The organism is Tsukamurella sp. DT100, from assembly GCF_049844855.1.
Lineage (GTDB): Bacteria > Actinomycetota > Actinomycetes > Mycobacteriales > Mycobacteriaceae > Tsukamurella.
Window position 1 is genome coordinate 173,084 of sequence record NZ_JBNCLV010000002.1, and the last position, 16,206, is coordinate 189,289.

Annotated in this window: 12 protein-coding genes; 9 read left to right on the forward strand and 3 right to left on the reverse strand. The window is 71.8% G+C overall.

The window, feature by feature from the left end; all coding sequences use genetic code 11:
• Positions 1-130 precede the first annotated feature (130 nt).
• From ACLQ3K_RS04585 to ACLQ3K_RS04595, 3 genes are all read right to left on the reverse strand, one after another.
• Entirely contained in the window at positions 131-715 is a 585-nt protein-coding gene (locus tag ACLQ3K_RS04585; protein WP_425997372.1) for a hypothetical protein, read from the reverse strand.
• Positions 716-778: 63 nt separating this feature from the next.
• Positions 779-2,359 carry a hypothetical protein gene (locus ACLQ3K_RS04590; protein ID WP_425997373.1) on the reverse strand — a complete coding sequence of 527 codons (1,581 nt, stop codon included), beginning with the start codon at positions 2,357-2,359 and terminating at the stop codon, positions 779-781.
• Entirely contained in the window at positions 2,356-3,945 is a 1,590-nt protein-coding gene (locus ACLQ3K_RS04595; RefSeq protein WP_425997375.1) for a Rieske 2Fe-2S domain-containing protein, read from the reverse strand. Before ACLQ3K_RS04595 ends, ACLQ3K_RS04590 begins: the two co-directional genes overlap by 4 nt.
• A 101-nt stretch (positions 3,946-4,046) precedes the next feature.
• On the opposite strand from ACLQ3K_RS04595, the gene ACLQ3K_RS04600 reads away from it, so the two are divergent.
• The 9 genes from ACLQ3K_RS04600 to ACLQ3K_RS04640 all read left to right on the forward strand — a co-directional run bounded on the left by ACLQ3K_RS04600 (position 4,047) and on the right by ACLQ3K_RS04640 (position 16,136).
• The gene (locus ACLQ3K_RS04600; RefSeq protein ID WP_425997377.1) at positions 4,047-4,811 is read left to right on the forward strand and encodes a lysophospholipid acyltransferase family protein; all 765 of its coding nucleotides are present in this window, start codon (positions 4,047-4,049) and stop codon (positions 4,809-4,811) included.
• 1 nt (position 4,812) lies between these two features.
• Positions 4,813-5,661: an HAD family hydrolase gene (locus ACLQ3K_RS04605; protein ID WP_425997379.1), complete on the forward strand. Its 849-nt coding sequence runs from the start codon at positions 4,813-4,815 to the stop codon at positions 5,659-5,661.
• Between the two features lie 303 nt (positions 5,662-5,964).
• The gene (locus ACLQ3K_RS04610; protein WP_425997381.1) at positions 5,965-8,061 is read left to right on the forward strand and encodes a SpoIID/LytB domain-containing protein; all 2,097 of its coding nucleotides are present in this window, start codon (positions 5,965-5,967) and stop codon (positions 8,059-8,061) included.
• A gap of 58 nt (positions 8,062-8,119) precedes the next feature.
• On the forward strand, positions 8,120-9,322 hold the full coding sequence (gene glf / locus ACLQ3K_RS04615) for a UDP-galactopyranose mutase (protein ID WP_425997383.1): 1,203 nt from the start codon (positions 8,120-8,122) through the stop codon (positions 9,320-9,322).
• Positions 9,323-11,248, forward strand: coding sequence for a glycosyltransferase (locus tag ACLQ3K_RS04620; RefSeq protein WP_425997385.1), 1,926 nt, complete (start codon positions 9,323-9,325; stop codon positions 11,246-11,248).
• Positions 11,249-11,283: 35 nt separating this feature from the next.
• Positions 11,284-11,823, forward strand: coding sequence for a phosphatase PAP2 family protein (locus ACLQ3K_RS04625; RefSeq protein ID WP_336670127.1), 540 nt, complete (start codon positions 11,284-11,286; stop codon positions 11,821-11,823).
• Positions 11,823-12,743 carry a decaprenyl-phosphate phosphoribosyltransferase gene (locus ACLQ3K_RS04630; protein WP_425997387.1) on the forward strand — a complete coding sequence of 307 codons (921 nt, stop codon included), beginning with the start codon at positions 11,823-11,825 and terminating at the stop codon, positions 12,741-12,743. Before ACLQ3K_RS04625 ends, ACLQ3K_RS04630 begins: the two co-directional genes overlap by 1 nt.
• On the forward strand, positions 12,721-14,727 hold the full coding sequence (gene zomB, locus ACLQ3K_RS04635) for a flagellar motor control protein ZomB (protein ID WP_425997389.1): 2,007 nt from the start codon (positions 12,721-12,723) through the stop codon (positions 14,725-14,727). Before ACLQ3K_RS04630 ends, zomB begins: the two co-directional genes overlap by 23 nt.
• Complete coding sequence (locus ACLQ3K_RS04640) at positions 14,727-16,136, forward strand: FAD-binding oxidoreductase (RefSeq protein ID WP_425997391.1); 1,410 nt, start codon at positions 14,727-14,729, stop codon at positions 16,134-16,136. The genes zomB and ACLQ3K_RS04640 overlap by 1 nt, the downstream gene beginning before the upstream one ends.
• Positions 16,137-16,206: the final 70 nt, after the last annotated feature.

Consider the following 16,206-nt stretch of genomic DNA (forward strand, 5'->3'; position numbering starts at 1 on the left):
ATCCGAGAGTCGCGCGCAACTGGGCTCACGAGCTCCGCCGGGCTGCTGCAGACCTACGGTCTCAACACCTGGTTGCCGAAGATCATGGCCGACGCAGGGTACGACGCGAAGGGTGTCCCCGATCGCGGCGCTAGAAGATCTCCATCACGTGCCACCACGGCCCGTCGATGTGTTCAACGGTGTTGCGGTCGGGGTGCTCGCCGTGGGCGCGGACCGTCGTCCCGTCGGGTGCGTACACGAGGTAGTGGATGTCCATGAGTCCGCCGGAGCCCCACATCATGAAGCGGACCGTCCCGTCGGTGATCGACGGGCTGACCTCGAATCCACCGATACGCCTGCGGTCGTGCTGGGGGAGCTCGCCCGACAGGGTCGCCTGGGCCGCGCGTTCGAAGGCCGGTCGCGCGAGGGCCCAGCGCGCCTGGAACGGGACGCCGAGCCAGACCGTCGCGACCGTCACCGCGCCGATCAGCGGCGCGACGAGGAACATCGGACTCCATGCCCGGCGATGTGACAGCGCGAGCACCGTGCGGACGAACCACGTCAGGCCGGCGATCGCGATGCCGAGGAGCACCGCGAACCCGAGGAACATGTCGCCGCCCAGCTTGCTCTCGGCGTAGATCCAGACGCCGCCGACGAGCGCGGTGAACGCGGCGAGCGCCCATCCCGGTGGTCGCGCCCACCGGGATCGCGCGACCTCGCCTGAACCATCGTGCATTGGCGCTACGTTACCGCGCATGCAAGGGGTGGCGGTGCTGCGAGGAATCGGCCGCCGGGGCCGTCAGACCTCGATCTGCTCCGCGAGCTTGGTGAGGCGGAAACGGGCCATCGCGAGGTTGGCGCGCGAGCGGTCCAGCACCAGGTACAGGAACAGGTCGTCGGTGCCCTGGTTGATCGGGCGCACGATCTGGTACTGCGTGCCGAGGGTGATGAGGATGTCCTCGATGTGGTCGTCGAGGTCCAGATCGCCCAGCGTGCGGCTCATCGCCTGCACCAGCGCCGAATTGCCCGCCGCCGCGACCTCGAGGTTGAACTCCGCGGGATCGCCGGCGGTCGCGAGCGCCATGCCGCTGCTCGCATCGACCAGGGCGACGCCCAGCGCGCCGTCGATGGTCATGGCTTCGTTCAGGGACTCGTTGAATTCGGTCATGTCACCGGGGTCCTTCGGCTCGTGCGGTGCCTGGCGGTTCTGCAGATTCTGCAGCGTCTCGGAGTCGACGTAGGTCTCATCGATCTGCGTGTACGGGAACGGATCGATCGCGAGCGGTTCCGCGAACGTCGGGCGAACCGGCTCCTTCGCGGGTGCGGGTTCTTCCGTCCCCGCGGACTCCTCGGTCTCGCCGGTGCCCTCGGACGTCTCGGACTCCGCGGCCGGATCGTCGCCGAACGACGCCGACTCGGCGCTGGTGCTCGCGCCGTCGCCGGACTCCGCCGCCTCGGGCTCGCTGGGCTCTGTCGCCTCGGATTCGACAGGCTCCGCCGCGGCGTCGGCCGGCTCGGCCTCGTGGTCGACGAACTCGGCGTGATGCACCTCGTCCTCGTGCGACTCCGCCTCGTCGGCCACCGCGGGCGCCTCGGTCCCGGCGGGCTCCTCGGGCTCTGCGGTGTGCGCCGCGTCCACCTCGACGTCCACCACCTCGACGTCGATGTACGACTCGTCGGGCTCGTCGAGGGTCTCGGACTCGGGGTGCGCCTCGAACGTCGCCTCGAGGGTCTCGCCGTCCTCGTGCGCGGACTGCGGCGCGGGATCGGCCCAGAGGTCCTCCGTGCGTCCCTCGGCGCGGGGCTCGAAGCGCGGCGGCGCGAACTGGTCGAAGCTGCCGTCGAAGGCGGTCGCGGACGTGTTCGACGCCGTCTGCGGCCCCGTCGACGCGCTGTAGCCGAAGCCGCCGACCACGCCCGCCTCGTAGGTGTCCGACGCGGGCTGCACGCCCTGGAAGGTCTCCGAGGTCAGCGGGTCCGTCAGGGGGTCGGGCTTGGTGCGCGGCGCTTCGGGCGCCGGGTTGTCGGCCTGCGAGAACGACGGCGACGCGAGGCCGGCCAGCGGATCCGACGGTGCCGGACCGGCGCCCGGCGTGCCCGGTGCGGACGGCGGCGCGCCCGCGGCGGCGCGGGCCGCCTCCTTGGCGGCGACCTGCACCTCGGGCGGCGGGATCACGCGCGGCCGGCGGGGCGCCTGCGGCGGCTGGCCCGGGGCAGCCTGCCCCTGGGGCGGGCCCTGCGGCGGGGGACCGGCGGGCGGCACCGTCGGGGGAGCGGGCGGTGCGGCGGGCGCCGGGCGCGAGCCCATGCCCGTGTCGTGCACGCCGTAGTAGTCCTCGACGCGCTGCCGGTTGTTGCGCGGACGCCGCGGCCCGCTCATGTCAGCTTCTTCGCGCGCAGCTCGTGCCCGCTGGAGGTCAGGCAGCGGCCGGACTCGAGGTCCCACTGCCAGCCGTGCAGGTTGCAGGTCAGCTTGCCGCCGTCGACGACGCCGAACTTCGACAGGTCGGCCTTGAGGTGCGGGCAGCGGCGCTGCACCTCCCAGCCGTCGAGCTCCGTCGACGCGGTGTCGTCGTGCGCCTCGGAGAACCAGCCGTCCGCGTACGCGATCCGCTCGTCGGTGAGGCACTTGAAGAAGGTGTAGAGGAACTCGTTGTAGCCGCCGATGCGCCACGTGGTGAACCGCGTCGACAGGAAGATCGTGTTCACCCAGTCGGGCTCGTCGTCGCGGAGCACGGTGCGGACGAGCTCGGCGGCGATCCGGAAGCCGTACCGGTACTTGCCGTCGCCCTCCTCGGGGCCGCGGACCGTGCGGTTCGGGAAGTCGAGCACCACGGTCTCGACGGCACCGTCGGGCGAGGCCATCTCCAGCCCGACCGCGTAGCCGATCCCGTCGCTGATCAGCGCGGACGCCTGCATGATCGGTTCGAACTTGGTCTTGAGGGCGCCGAGCAGCGGCACGCCGTCGTCGGCCGCCCAGGTCGCCTTCTCGGCCTCCAGGACCGGCGCCTGGCGCGCCGCGAAGGCGTCGAGGTACGCGGTCTTGTTCTCGAAGATGTCCATCACCTCGGCCTCGGAGACCGGGTGCGTGAGCGAAACGAGTTCCTTGCCCCGGAAGTCGCCGACGGTGCCGGGGATGAACAGCAGGCCCCCGTCGTTCCCGTTCTCCCGCATCTGCTCCAGGAAGGTGATCTGGTCCGGGAAGATGCTCGACGGGTCGCCGCCGATCGTCTCGCGGTCCACGCGGCCCTCGTCGTTGAGGTAGCGCAGCTCGGGATCGAGGAAGGCGGGCGGGCCCGCCGACGGCACGACCCAGGTGCCGGCGACCTGGTCGACGTAGCTGCGGGCGCGATCCATGCCGCGCTGGCGCTTCTGCTCGGCGAAGCGGCGCTTGGAGCCCTTCGGCATGTCGTAGACCATGGGGTACCAGATGGCGCCCGAGTACTGCAGCAGGTGCACGTCGATGCCGCCGAACTCGTCGAGCACCTCCATGTCGACGGGGCGGGCGTCGTTCATGTTGAACAGCACCGTCTCGCCGTCGGAGACGACGAGGCCCGAGTCGCCGATGGGGCCGTCCGCGGGGGCGCGCAGGGCGATGATCATCACGTCGAGCTCGCCCTTGGGGCCGCTGAGCGTGTGCTTCACCGAGTCCTGCGTCTCGAAGAACTTCGTGAAGCCCAGCTTCTCCAGCTCACGCCGCAGGTCCGGCACGGGGTAGTCGGGCAGCAGGACGGTGGCGTCCTTGCTCACGTTCTCGGCGAGGTTGCGCGCATCGAAGTGATCGCGGTGCAGGTGGGAGACGTAGAGGTAGTCGACGTCACCCAGGGCCTTCCAGTCCAGCTGCGTGTTGTCCGGGAAGGGGAACCACGACCCGAAGTACGCGGGGTTGACCCACGGATCGCACAGGATGGTGCCTGCGGCGGTGGAGACGTGGAAACCCGCGTGCCCGACGCTGGTGACCTGCACTGTGGAGCCTTTCGCCTGTGTTCGTTACCGCTACAGCGTAATGGGCGCTCGGCGTACCGGCTGACACACCGTGGAGACGACCGCGCGGCTACGCTGACGGTGTGGAACCCGTCTACGGAACGATCATCAAGGTGGCCCGCGGCATGTGGGCCTATCAGGGCATCAAGTTCACCGAGGTGGACTTCCATAAGTTCCCCCGCACGGGCGGTGCCGTGGTCGCCATCAATCACACCGGCTACCTGGACTTCCCGTTCGCCGGGAAGCCCGCCGACGAGGCCGGCCACCGCAAGGTGCGGTTCATGGCGAAGCAGGAGGTCTTCGACAACTCCAAGACCGGCCCCATCATGCGCGCGCTGCGGCACATCCCCGTCGACCGCGAGGCCGGGGCGACCGCCTACCAGGCCGCGGTGGACGCGCTGAAGAGCGGCGAGCTCGTCGGCGTCTATCCGGAGGCGACGCACAGCCGCAGCTTCGAGCTCAAGGGCTTCAAGTCCGGCGCCGCGCGCATGGCGATCGAGGCGAACGTGCCGATCGTCCCCGTCGTGGTGTGGGGCGCGCAACAGGTGTGGACCAAGGGCCTGCCCAAGCAGCTCGGCCGGAACAAGTTCCGCATCGTCATCGGCGTGTGCGATCCGCTCGACCCCGTCGGGCCGCCCGACGAGCTGACCGCGCGGCTCAAGGAGTCGATGCAGGCCATGCTGCTGCAGTTGCAGGACCTCTACGGCCCGCACCCGCAGGGCGAGCCCTGGGTGCCCGCGCGCCTCGGCGGCACCGCGCCCACGCTGGAGGAGGCCGACGCCATGGACGCCGCCGACCTCGACGAGCGCCGTCGCGCCCGGGAGGAACGTCAGGCCGACGGTGCCTGAGGTGTCACCGACTGCGCCGGGGCTCGACACGCTCGGCGCCGCGCCGATCCTCGTCGCGAGCGACGTCGACGGCACGCTCGTCGACGATCACGAGCGCCTGACGCTGCGGACCCACGTCGCCGTGAACGCGGTCCGGGACGCCGGCGGCCACTTCGTGCTGGCCACCGGCCGCCCGCCGCGGGCCGTCGACCCCATCGCGGAGCAGCTCGACTTCGCGCCGCTCGCGGTGTGCGCGAACGGCGCGGTGCTCTACGACACCGGCTCAGGGCGCGTGGTCTCGGCGGCGCTGATGTCGCCGGAGCTGCTGCAGACCGTCGCCGAGCTGGTCTACCGGCACCTGCCGGGCGCCGGCTTCGCCGCCGAGCGGGTGGCGCAGGGCGAGCACGACTCCGCGACGCCGCGGTTCGCCGCGTCGACCGGCTACCAGCACGCCTGGCTCGAGCCCGACACCGTGACCGCCGCCGACGCCGAGGTGCTCGCGCACCCCGCCGTGAAGCTGCTGGTCCGGCAGCCGGGGATGACCTCCGACGAGATGCACGCCCGCGTCGCCCCGCACCTGGAGGGCCTCGCCGACGTCACCTACGCCACGAACAACGGGCTCATCGAGTTCCACGTCCCGGGCGTCACCAAGGCCACCGGGATCCAGCTGGCGATCGAGCACCTCGGCCTCACCGGCGAGCTCCGCACCGCGGCGTTCGGCGACATGCCCAACGACGCCGCCATGCTGCGCTGGGCGAGCATGGGCGTCGCCATGGGCAACGCCCACCCACTGGCCCGCGGCGCCGCGAACACCGTGACCGCGACGAACCTCGACGACGGCGTCGCCCGGGTGCTGGAGCGCTGGTTCTAGCTCGTGCGACCGTGCGGCGTGGGCGCGTGCCCTGGCCGGGTGGAGCCCTGTAGTCGTTCGCGGTGGGTATGCGCGCCACGCATACCCTCCGTTTGCGCAGGTAGATGACCTGATTGCTCGATCGGTCGATGCGCGCGACGCATCGCTCCCCGCGGACTGCTCCGCGCCACGCAGCCCCCTCCTGTGACCGATGTGACAAATGTTGCTCACGTGACGAATGTTGCAGATGGTGTTAGTCTCGACCTCACGTTGAGCTTTGCCGTTCCCGGGCACGGCTCACCTGCGTCGAGCTAAGGAGAAGCCATGCCCGTGTGGATCGACGGCGGACCTCGTCGCCGCCGCGGACGGCGTACCGTCGCGCTCGCACTGCTCCCGGCCCTGGCCGTGGGCGGCGCCGCCGCGCTGCTCAGCACCACCAACATCGTCGGCGACCCCGCGCTGGCCGCCGGCAGCGACGTGACCTTCACCGGACAGGGCAACGGCCATGGCCGCGGCCTCGGCCAGTGGGGTGCCTTCGGCTACGCGAAGTCCGGCTGGAAGGCCGAGCAGATCGTCGCCCACTACTACGGCGGCTCGCAGCTCTCCCGTGCCGATACCAATCTGCCCGTCCGCGTGCAGCTCACCACCCAGAAGGCCGCGAACGTGCTGGCCCCGGCGGGCGCGAAGATCGGCGACCAGCCCGTCGCGCCCGGCCAGGCCGTGCGGCTCGAGGGCGGCAACGCCGTCATCACCACCGGCTGCGGCGGCCCCGTCGTCAAGACGATCCCCGCGGGCGACGACGCCACCATCGCCCCGCTCAACGCCGAGGCGAACCGCCCCGTCGGCGAGCTGCTGAAGTTCTGCGGCACGAACGCCACCTACCGAGGCGCGATCGCGGCGAAGGACGGCAAGGTCTTCAACGTGGTCACCATCGAGGACTACGTCCGCGGCGTGGTCCCCGTCGAGAGCAAGGTCGAGTGGGCGGACCAGGGCGGCTACGAGGCCCTGCGCGCCCAGGCCATCGCGGCCCGCTCGTACGCGCTGGCCGAGGGCGCCAAGCGCGGCGACCGCTACAACGACACCCAGGACTCGCAGGTCTACGGCGGCGCCGGCAAGGAGGACCCGCGCACCGACAAGGCCGTCGCGAGCACCGCCGGCCTCGTCATGGCCAAGAACGGCTACGCCGTCTCGACGGAGTTCTCCAGCTCCACCGGCGGCTTCACCGCGGGCGGCGACTTCACGGCGGTCAAGGACGACGGCGACGTCGTCTCCCCGTTCAAGAACTGGACCCAGAAGGTCCCCACCGCGAAGATCGCGCAGGAGTTCGGCGTCGGCGCGTTCAAGTCCATCCGCGTGGTCAAGACGCAGTCGGCGCAGGCCGGCCGCGTCGAGGCCGTCGAGATCGTCGGCGCGAACCGTACCGTCACCGCGAAGGGCGACGAGGTCCGTAAGAAGCTGGGCCTGCGCTCGGACTGGTTCACCATCGACGGCCAGGCCCCGGCCGCGGCCCCCGCGCCCGGCGCCCCGAGCACGCCCGGCGCGGCCACCGCACCGTCGACGGCGAACCAGGCCCCGGTCCCCGGGCGCGTGGTGGACCAGCCGATCGTGGCCGCCCCCGTCGACCCGTTCAACCCGGTCCCGACCGCCCCCAACGCGGCGCAGTCCGCGCCGGTGGGTGCGACCACGCCCACCGCCTCGGCGGGTGCCGTCGCCGCGGCCCCGGCCGCCCCCGCCGTCCCGACGGTGCCCGGCGCCGCCCCGGCAGCCGCCGCCCCCGCGGTCCCGACGGTCGCCGCTGCGCCCACCGCGCCGGCCGCGCCCGCGATCCCCGGCATCCCCGCGCCGCCCGCCGCCTCCGCCGTGGCGCCCGTGGTGCAGGCCGTGACCGGCAAGGCCGCGGTCGAGGCCGCGTACGCCGCCGCCGGCGGGGAGAAGGGCACGCTCGGCCGCGCCGTCGCGAACCCGATCGCCTTCCCCGACGGCTCGATGCTGCAGTCGTACCAGAACGGCACCATCTACTACTCGAAGGCGAACGGCGCCCAGGTGGTCCCGTCGGGCGTCTCCGCGCCCGCGACCCTGCTCAACTGGGCGACGGCCTTCGCCGCGGGCGGCGCGCCGAGCCTGCCGCCGCTCCCGCTGCTCAACCTGATCCCGGGCTGGGGCGACGTGGTCGGCATCAACCCGACCCCGGGCGACACCCCGACGGGCGTCCCCGCGGTGCCCGTCACCCCGGGCGACACGGCCGCCGCCGCCACCCCGGGCGCGAGCACCCCGGCGGCGCCCGCCGCCCCGGCGGCACCGGCCGTCCCGTCCGCTCCCGCGGCCGCCGCGACCACCGCACCCGCCGCTCCGGCGGCACCCGCGGCGCCGGCGGGATCGACCCCGCTGGCCGTCCCGACGGTGCCGGGCGCAGCGGCTTAGTCACAGGCCCGGGCCGGGTGGCGTCATCCACGCCGCCCGGCCGGTACCCTGAACGTCCGTGGCAACCTCTTCTCCCCAGTCCTATGACCTGATCGTGGTCGGCTCCGGCTTCTTCGGCCTGACCGTCGCCGAGCGCACGGCCGCTGAGCTGGGAAAGCGGGTGCTGATCATCGAGCGCCGCCCGCACCTGGGCGGCAACGCCTACTCGGAGGCCGAGCCGGAGACCGGCATCGAGATCCACAAGTACGGTGCGCACCTCTTCCACACCTCCAACGAGCGGGTGTGGGAGTACGTCAACAAGTTCACCGACTTCACCGGCTACCAGCACCGCGTCTTCGCGATGCACAAGGGCCAGGCCTACCAGTTCCCGATGGGGCTCGGGCTCGTCAGCCAGTTCTTCGGCCGCTACTTCACGCCCGACGAGGCGAAGGCGCTGATCCAGGAGCAGGCCGCCGAGTTCGACTCCAAGGACGCCGCGAACTTCGAGGAGAAGGCGATCTCCCTGGTCGGCCGCCCCCTCTACGAGGCGTTCATCAAGCACTACACGGCCAAGCAGTGGGAGACCGACCCGAAGAACCTGCCCGCCGGCAACATCACCCGCCTGCCGGTGCGCTACAACTTCGACAACCGGTACTTCAACGACACCCACGAGGGCCTGCCCGTCGACGGGTACACCGCCTGGCTCGAGAACATGGCCGCCTCGGACCTCATCGACGTGCGGCTCGACACCGACTGGTTCGACGTGCGCGACGCCGTCGTCGCCGCCTCCCCGGACGCGCCGATCGTCTACACCGGCCCGCTGGACCGCTACTTCGACTACTCCGCCGGCCGCCTCGGCTGGCGCACCCTGGACTTCGAGACCGAGGTCCTCCCGGTCGGCGACTTCCAGGGCACCCCGGTGATGAACTACAACGACGCCGACGTGCAGTACACGCGCATCCACGAGTTCCGCCACTTCCACCCCGAGCGCACGACGTACCCGACCGATAAGACGGTCATCATGCGCGAGTTCGGCCGCTTCGCCAACGACGACGACGAGCCCTACTACCCGATCAACACCCCGTCGGACCGCGAGATGCTCGCGGCCTACCGGGCGCTCGCCAAGACCGAGGCCGCGGAGCGGAAGGTCCTGTTCGGCGGCCGTCTCGGCACCTACCAGTACCTCGACATGCACATGGCGATCGCCAGCGCGCTGTCGATGTTCGACAACACCCTGCGCCCGCATCTCGAAACCGGTGCCGCGCTCACCGAGGAGGCCTGAGTGACCAGCGCCAAGACCCTTCTGCAGCGCGTCATCCTGCCGCGCCCGGGTGAGCCGCTCGACGTGCGCTCGCTGTACCTCGAGGAGGCCGAGACCAACTCGCGCCGCTCGCACGCCCCCACCCGCACGTCGCTCAACGTCGCCGGCGAGTCCGAGGTCAGCTTCGCCACCTACTTCAACGCCTTCCCGGCGTCGTACTGGCGCCGCTGGACCGTCCTGAAGGACGTGGTGCTGCGGATCGAGCTCAAGGGCACGGCCCGCGTCGACCTCTACCGCTCCAAGGTCGACGGTGCGCGCATCGCCCTGGGCGGCGACCTGGTCCAGACCGACGCCACCGGTTACGGCGTCGCCGAGTTCGCCACCGACCTCGGCCCGTTCGAGGACGGCGGCTGGATCTGGTTCGACGTGACCGCGGACAGCGACACCGAGATCATCTCCGCCGGCTGGTACGCGACGATCGGCGAGGAGGGCCTGCCGGACAAGCGCGTCACCGTCGGCATCCCCACCTTCAACCGGCCCGACGACGCCGTCGCCGCGATCGCCGCGCTGACCAGCGATCCGCTGGTCGACGGCGTGATCGACGCCGTGCTCATGCCCGACCAGGGCAACAAGAAGGTCATCGACCACCCGGACTACGCGGCCGCGATCGCCCCGCTGGGCGAGCGGTACCGCCGCTTCGAGCAGGGCAACCTCGGCGGCTCCGGCGGCTACGGCCGCATCATGTACGAGGCGCTGCGCCTCACCGACAGCCCGTACGTGCTGTACATGGACGACGACATCGCGATCGAGCCGGACTCGATCCTGCGCGCGCTGCAGTTCGCGCGGTTCGCGAAGAAGCCGATGCTGGTCGGCGGGCAGATGCTCAACCTGCAGGACCGCAGCCACCTGCACTGCATGGGCGAGGTCATCGACCGCAACGCCTTCATGTGGACCGCGGCGCCGTTCGTCGAGTACGACCACGACTTCGCCGAGTACCCGCTCTCCGACAAGGAGAACAGCAAGAACCTGCACCGGCGCATCGACGTCGACGGCAACGGCTGGTGGATGTGCCTCATCCCGCGCGTCGCCGCCGAGGAGATCGGGCTGCCGCTGCCGCTGTTCATCAAGTGGGACGACTGGGACTACGGCCTGCGCGCCGCCCGCGCCGGCTACCCGACGGCGACGGTGCCCGGCATCGCGATCTGGCACATGGCCTGGTCCGACAAGGACGACGCCATCGACTGGCAGGCCTACTTCCACCTGCGCAACCGGCTCGTCGTCGCGTCGATCCACCACGAGGGCGATCACCGCGGCATCATCAAGAGCTCGATCAAGGCGCTCATGAAGCACCTGCTGTGCCTCGAGTACTCGACGGTCGCGATCCAGATCGAGGCCATGCGCGACTTCCTCCGCGGCCCCGAGGCGCTCTACGAGCTGCTGCCCACCGCGCTGCCGAAGATCGCCGCGATGCGCAAGGAGTACCCGGACGCCGTCGTGCTGCCCAGCGCCACCGAGCTGCCGCGCACCAGCGGCCAGGCCACGGCGTTCGGCACGCGGATCCCGCTGAACCCCGTCACCAAGGTGTCGACGCTGGTCAAGGCCGTGCGCAACAACCTGCGTCCTGCTGATCCGCACAACCACGAGGTGCCGCAGGCCAACTACCCGCCGCTCGAGGCGCGCTGGTTCAGCCTGGGCCGGGTCGACGGGGTCACCGTCACCACGGCCGACGGCCGCGGCGTGGTCTACCGCCAGCGCGACCGGGACAAGATGTTCGCGCTCATGCGCGAGAGCCTGGCCGTGCACCGCGAGGTGGACCGCCGGTTCGCCGAGATGCAGCAGCGCTACCGCGCCGCGTACACCGACCTGACCAGCCGCGAGGCGTGGTCCGAGATCTTCGAGCCCGCGGCGCGGGAAGCGGAGCGGAACGAGATCGAGGAGAGCAAGTGAGCAACGCCCCGGAGCAGGCCCTGAGCCCCGAGGAGATGATCCTCGTCGGCGTCCAGGCGCAGCTGGCCGGCCGCCCCGGCGTGCTGCCCGCGGCCCGCGGCCTCAGCCACTTCGGCGAGCACTCCCTCGGCTGGCTCGGCCTCGCCGCGCTCGGCGCGGTGCTGCAGCCGAAGCGCCGCAAGGAGTACGTCACCGCGGGCGTCGGCGCGTTCGTCGCGCACGCGGCGTCCGTCGTGATCAAGCGGATCGTGCGCCGCAAGCGCCCCGACCACCCGTACATCACGGTCGGCGTCGGCACCCCGAGCAAGCTCAGCTTCCCGTCGTCGCACGCCACCAGCTCGACGGCCGGCGCGATCCTGCTGGGCCGCGCGTCCGGCGTCCCGGGCGGCGCCGTGCTGGCGCCCGCCGCGGTGGTGCCGCCGATGCTCACCTCCCGCATGGTGCTGGGCGTGCACTACCCGACGGACGTCGCCGCCGGCGCCGCGATCGGAGCGGCGACCGCGTTGGCCGCGATCGAGGGTGAGAGACTGTGGACGCGCCGCGCGGCGTGCCGGAACAATGGGAAGCAGGGTTGATGAGCGAGGAGCCGATCGAGCACGGCGAGCCGAAGGCACCGTCGAACCTCGCCACCGGACTGATCAAGGCGATCCGGCCCCGGCAGTGGGTCAAGAACGTCCTCGTCGTGGTGGCCCCGCTGGCCGCCGGGCGCGACCAGCTGGAGTTCGTCAACTTCGGGAACGTCGGCATCGCGTTCGTCGCGTTCTGCCTGGCCGCGTCGTCGATCTACCTGATCAACGACGCCCTCGACGTCGAGGCCGACCGCCAGCACCCCACCAAGCGCTACCGCCCGATCGCCGCCGGCGTGGTGCCGGTGAACCTGGCCTACGTGCTGTCGTTCCTGTTCGGGGCCGCGGCCATCGGGGTCTCGCTGCTCGCGAACAAGGAACTGGCGATCGTGATCGCGGCGTACATCGTGATCCAGCTGGGCTACTGCTTCGGTCTCAAGCACCAGGCCGTGATCGACATCTGCATCGTGAGCTCGGGTTTCCTGCTGCGCGCCGTCGCCGGTGGCGTGGCCGCGGAGCTGCCCAAGGGCCTGTCGCAGTGGTTCCTGCTGGTGATGGCCTTCGGCTCGCTGTTCATGGCCGCGGGCAAGCGGTACGCGGAGCTGCAGCTCGCCGAGCGCACCGGCGCGAAGATCCGCAAGTCGCTGGAGTACTACACCACCTCGTACCTGCGGTTCGTCTGGACGCTGGCGGCCACGGCCGTCGTCCTCTGCTACGGCATGTGGGCCTTCGACACGACGAAGCACCCGGACAACATCTGGTACGCCCTGTCGATGGTGCCCTTCACCGTCGCGATCCTGCGCTACGCCGTCGACGTCGACGGCGGCGAGGCGGGCGAGCCGGAGGAGATCGCCCTGGGTGATCGCGTGCTGCAGGTGCTCGCGATCGCGTGGATCGGAACAGTCGTTGCCGCGGTCTACTTCGCCTGACGCCGAGGCCGGCGAGTCCGCCGGCACGGCCCCGTCGACCTTCTCCGCACCCCGAGTCAGCTTCTGGCTCGGTGTGGCGGCGTGCGCGGTCCTGTTCGGCTACGGCGCCTGGCAGCGCCGGTGGATCGCCGACGACGGCCTCATCGTGCTGCGCACCGTCCGGAACCTGCTGGCCGGCAACGGCCCCGTCTTCAACGCGGGCGAGCGCGTCGAGGTCAACACCTCCGCCGCCTGGACGTACCTCATCTGGTTCTTCTCCTGGATCAGCGGCGTGCAGACCGAGTACGTGGTGCTCACCGTCGCGCTGGTGCTGTCCGTCGCCGCGATCCCCCTGGCCATGCTCGGCACGGCCCGCCTGTACCGCGGCGGCCCGGGCTGGGCGCGGCTGCGCGGCTCCGGCCTGCTGCTCCTGCCCGCCGGCGGCCTCGTCTACATGGCGCTGCCCCCGGCCCGAGACTTCGCGACCTCCGGCCTCGAGGTCTCGCTGACCATCTTCTGGGTGGCGCTGCTGTGGTACCTCGCGATCTGCTGGTCGCAGGCCGACCGCGCGCCCGTCGAGCGGCGCGAGCAGGTCCGCTACTGGATCCTCACGTGCGCGACGGCCTTCGTCGCCGGCCTGTCCTGGCTGGTGCGGCCCGAGATGGCGGTCGTCGGCGGCCTCGTCCTCATCGTCATGTTCCTCGCCCCCGTTGGGCTGAAGCTGCGGCTCGCGCTGACCGCCGCCGCCGGCCTGCTGCCCGTCGGGTACCAGATCTTCCGGATGGGCTACTACGGCCTGCCCGTGCCCAACACGGCCGTCGCCAAGGACGCCAGCGGCTCGAAGTGGGGCCAGGGCTTCGCCTACCTGATGAACCTGGTCGAGCCGTACTCGCTGTGGCTGCCGGTGCTGGCGCTGGCGATCGCGATGCCGATCATCCTGCTGCCAGCGCGCGGCGCCCGCACCCCGCTGACCGGCCGCTTCCGGCTGCCGCGCGGCGGCGTCCGCGGCCTGCGCGATCACCTGCAGCGACCCGCGGTGATCGTAGCCGTGATGTTCCTCGGCGGCCTCATCGAGACGCTGTATTGGCTGCGCCAGGGCGGCGACTTCATGTCGGGCCGCGTGCTGCTCGCGCCGCTGTTCCTGCTGCTCCTGCCGGTCATGGTGATCCCGCTGCGGATACCGTCCCGCCGCCCCGAGGATTCGACGGTCCGCGGCATCGCCCGCCTCGCCACCGGCACCGCCGGCGCCGCGGTCGCGGCCGTGCTGTGGGTGCTGGTCCTCGGCTGGGCCCTGCACGCCACCACCTTCCGCGGCCAGCCCGACGGCACCGCGATCGGCACCAGCGGCATCGTCGACGAGCGGGCCTTCTACTCGCTGCAGACGGGCCACGCGCACCCGCTCACCGCGGACGACTACCTCGACTACCCGCGCATGACGTCGCTGCAGGAGATCCTGCGCGCGACCCCGCGCGGCGGCGTCTACCTGCCGTCGTTCGACTACGACTGGTGGTTCATCGATCCGCTGCCCTACCCGCGACCCGACGACGTGCCGCTGCGGCAGACCGTCTTCTTCACCAACCTGGGCATGACCGGCATGAACCTGCCGCTCGACGTGCGCGTGTGGGATCAGATCGGCCTCGCCTGGCCGATGGCCTCGCACACCGCGCGGCTCGAGGACGGCCGCATCGGGCACGACAAGGAGATGTTCCCGGACTGGGCCGTCGCCGAGGCGAAGGCCTACCCGAAGAAGCCGGCGCTGCCGCCGTTCATCGACCCGGACTGGGTGAATCAGTCGCGCGTCGCGCTGACCTGCCCGCAGATCCAGCAGCTGCAGGACTCGTACTCCGCGCCGCTCACCTTCGACCTGTTCAAGCGGAACGTCAAGCTCTCGCTCGCGAACATGAAACTGCGCATCGACCGGGTGCCCGAGTACACGCTGCGGATGTGCCGCATGGACGTCCCGCCGCCGCTCACCGACGACCAGAAGTCGATGTCGAAGCCCTGATGGACCTCAGCGGGGCGTTGCGGGCGATCGCGGACTGCTCCGTGCTCACCGACGCGGACGCCGTCGCCGGGTACGTCGCCGACTGGACCGGCCGGTGGCGCGGCGGGCCCGCGATCGTCGCGCGCCCGCGCACCGCCGAGGCGGTCTCCGCCGTCGTGTGGGCGTGCGCCGCCGCGGGCGTGCCGGTGGTCCCGCAGGGCGGCAACACCGGGCTCGTCGCCGGGGCGGTGCCGCCCGCCGGCGCCGTCGTACTGTCGCTGCGCGGGCTCGACGCGATCGGCGAGGTGTCCGACGGTGCCGTCGTCGCCGGCGCGGGCGTCACCCTCGCAGCGTTGGAGTCCTTCGCCGCCGCGCGCGGCCTGACCTGCGGCCTCTCGCTCGCGTCGGGAGAGTCGGCGACCGTCGGCGGCGCGGCCGCCACCAACGCCGGGGGAGCGGAAGTGCTCCGCTACGGCTCGGCGCGGGCCCGCATCGCCGGGCTGCGGGCCGTCCTGCCCGACGGTGCCGTCCTCGACCGCCGCCGTCCGCCCGTCAAGGACAACACCGGCTACGACCTCGTCGGCCAGCTCGTCGGGTCCGAGGGCACCCTCGCCGTCATCACCGACGTCACCTGGCGCCTCGACCCCGCGCCCCGCGCGCGGACGGTGCTCGCGCTCGCCTTCCCGTCGCCGGAGGAGGCCGTCGCGGCGGTGCCCGTGCTGCGGGGCCTGCCCGGGCTCCTCGCGCTGGAGTGGTCCGATGGTGCCGCCGTCGCCCGCGTCGCCGCCCACCTCGACGCGCCCGCGCCGCTCCCGACGGACGGCTGCTGGGTGTTCGCGGAGTTCGACGGTGCGCCCGAGGCGGCGGGAGTCGTCGCCGGGCTCCTCCCGGACGACCGGATCGCCGTCGCCGGGCCGGAGGATCGAACCAGGCTGTGGCGCTACCGTTCCCGCACCACCGAGGCGGTGGGCGCCGCCGGGGTGCCGGTGAAGCTCGACGTGGGAGTGCCGCTCGCCGCCTTCGCCGCCGCGCGGGAGGCCGTGGTCCGCGCCGTCCGCGAGGTCGCCGACAGCGCCGGCATCGCGATGGAGCCGGTGCTGTTCGGGCACCTCGCCGAGGGCAACCTGCACGTCAACCTGCTGCCCGGCCCGTCGGCGCCGGAGCGCGGATTCTCGGAGGAGTTCGCCGAGCGGCTGGAGGCGGCGGTGCTGGAGCAGGTGCTGGCCCTCGGCGGCACCGTCAGCGCGGAACACGGTGTCGGCCGGGCGAAGCGCGCCTGGCTCGAGCGGCAGCGCGGCCCGGAACAGGTGGCCCTGATGCGGCGCGTCAAAGACGCGTGGGACCCCGCCGGGCTGCTGAACCCGGGCGCCGTCCTCGAGCCGGAGGTCCGCCGACGGACGTCGGGCGACCCCGGCGCGGACGCCCGGTGACTGAATCTTCGCCTGGCTCAATGCGGCTCTTCCGCGTGCCGGACCGCGTATCCTGTTTCGAATAGCAAGA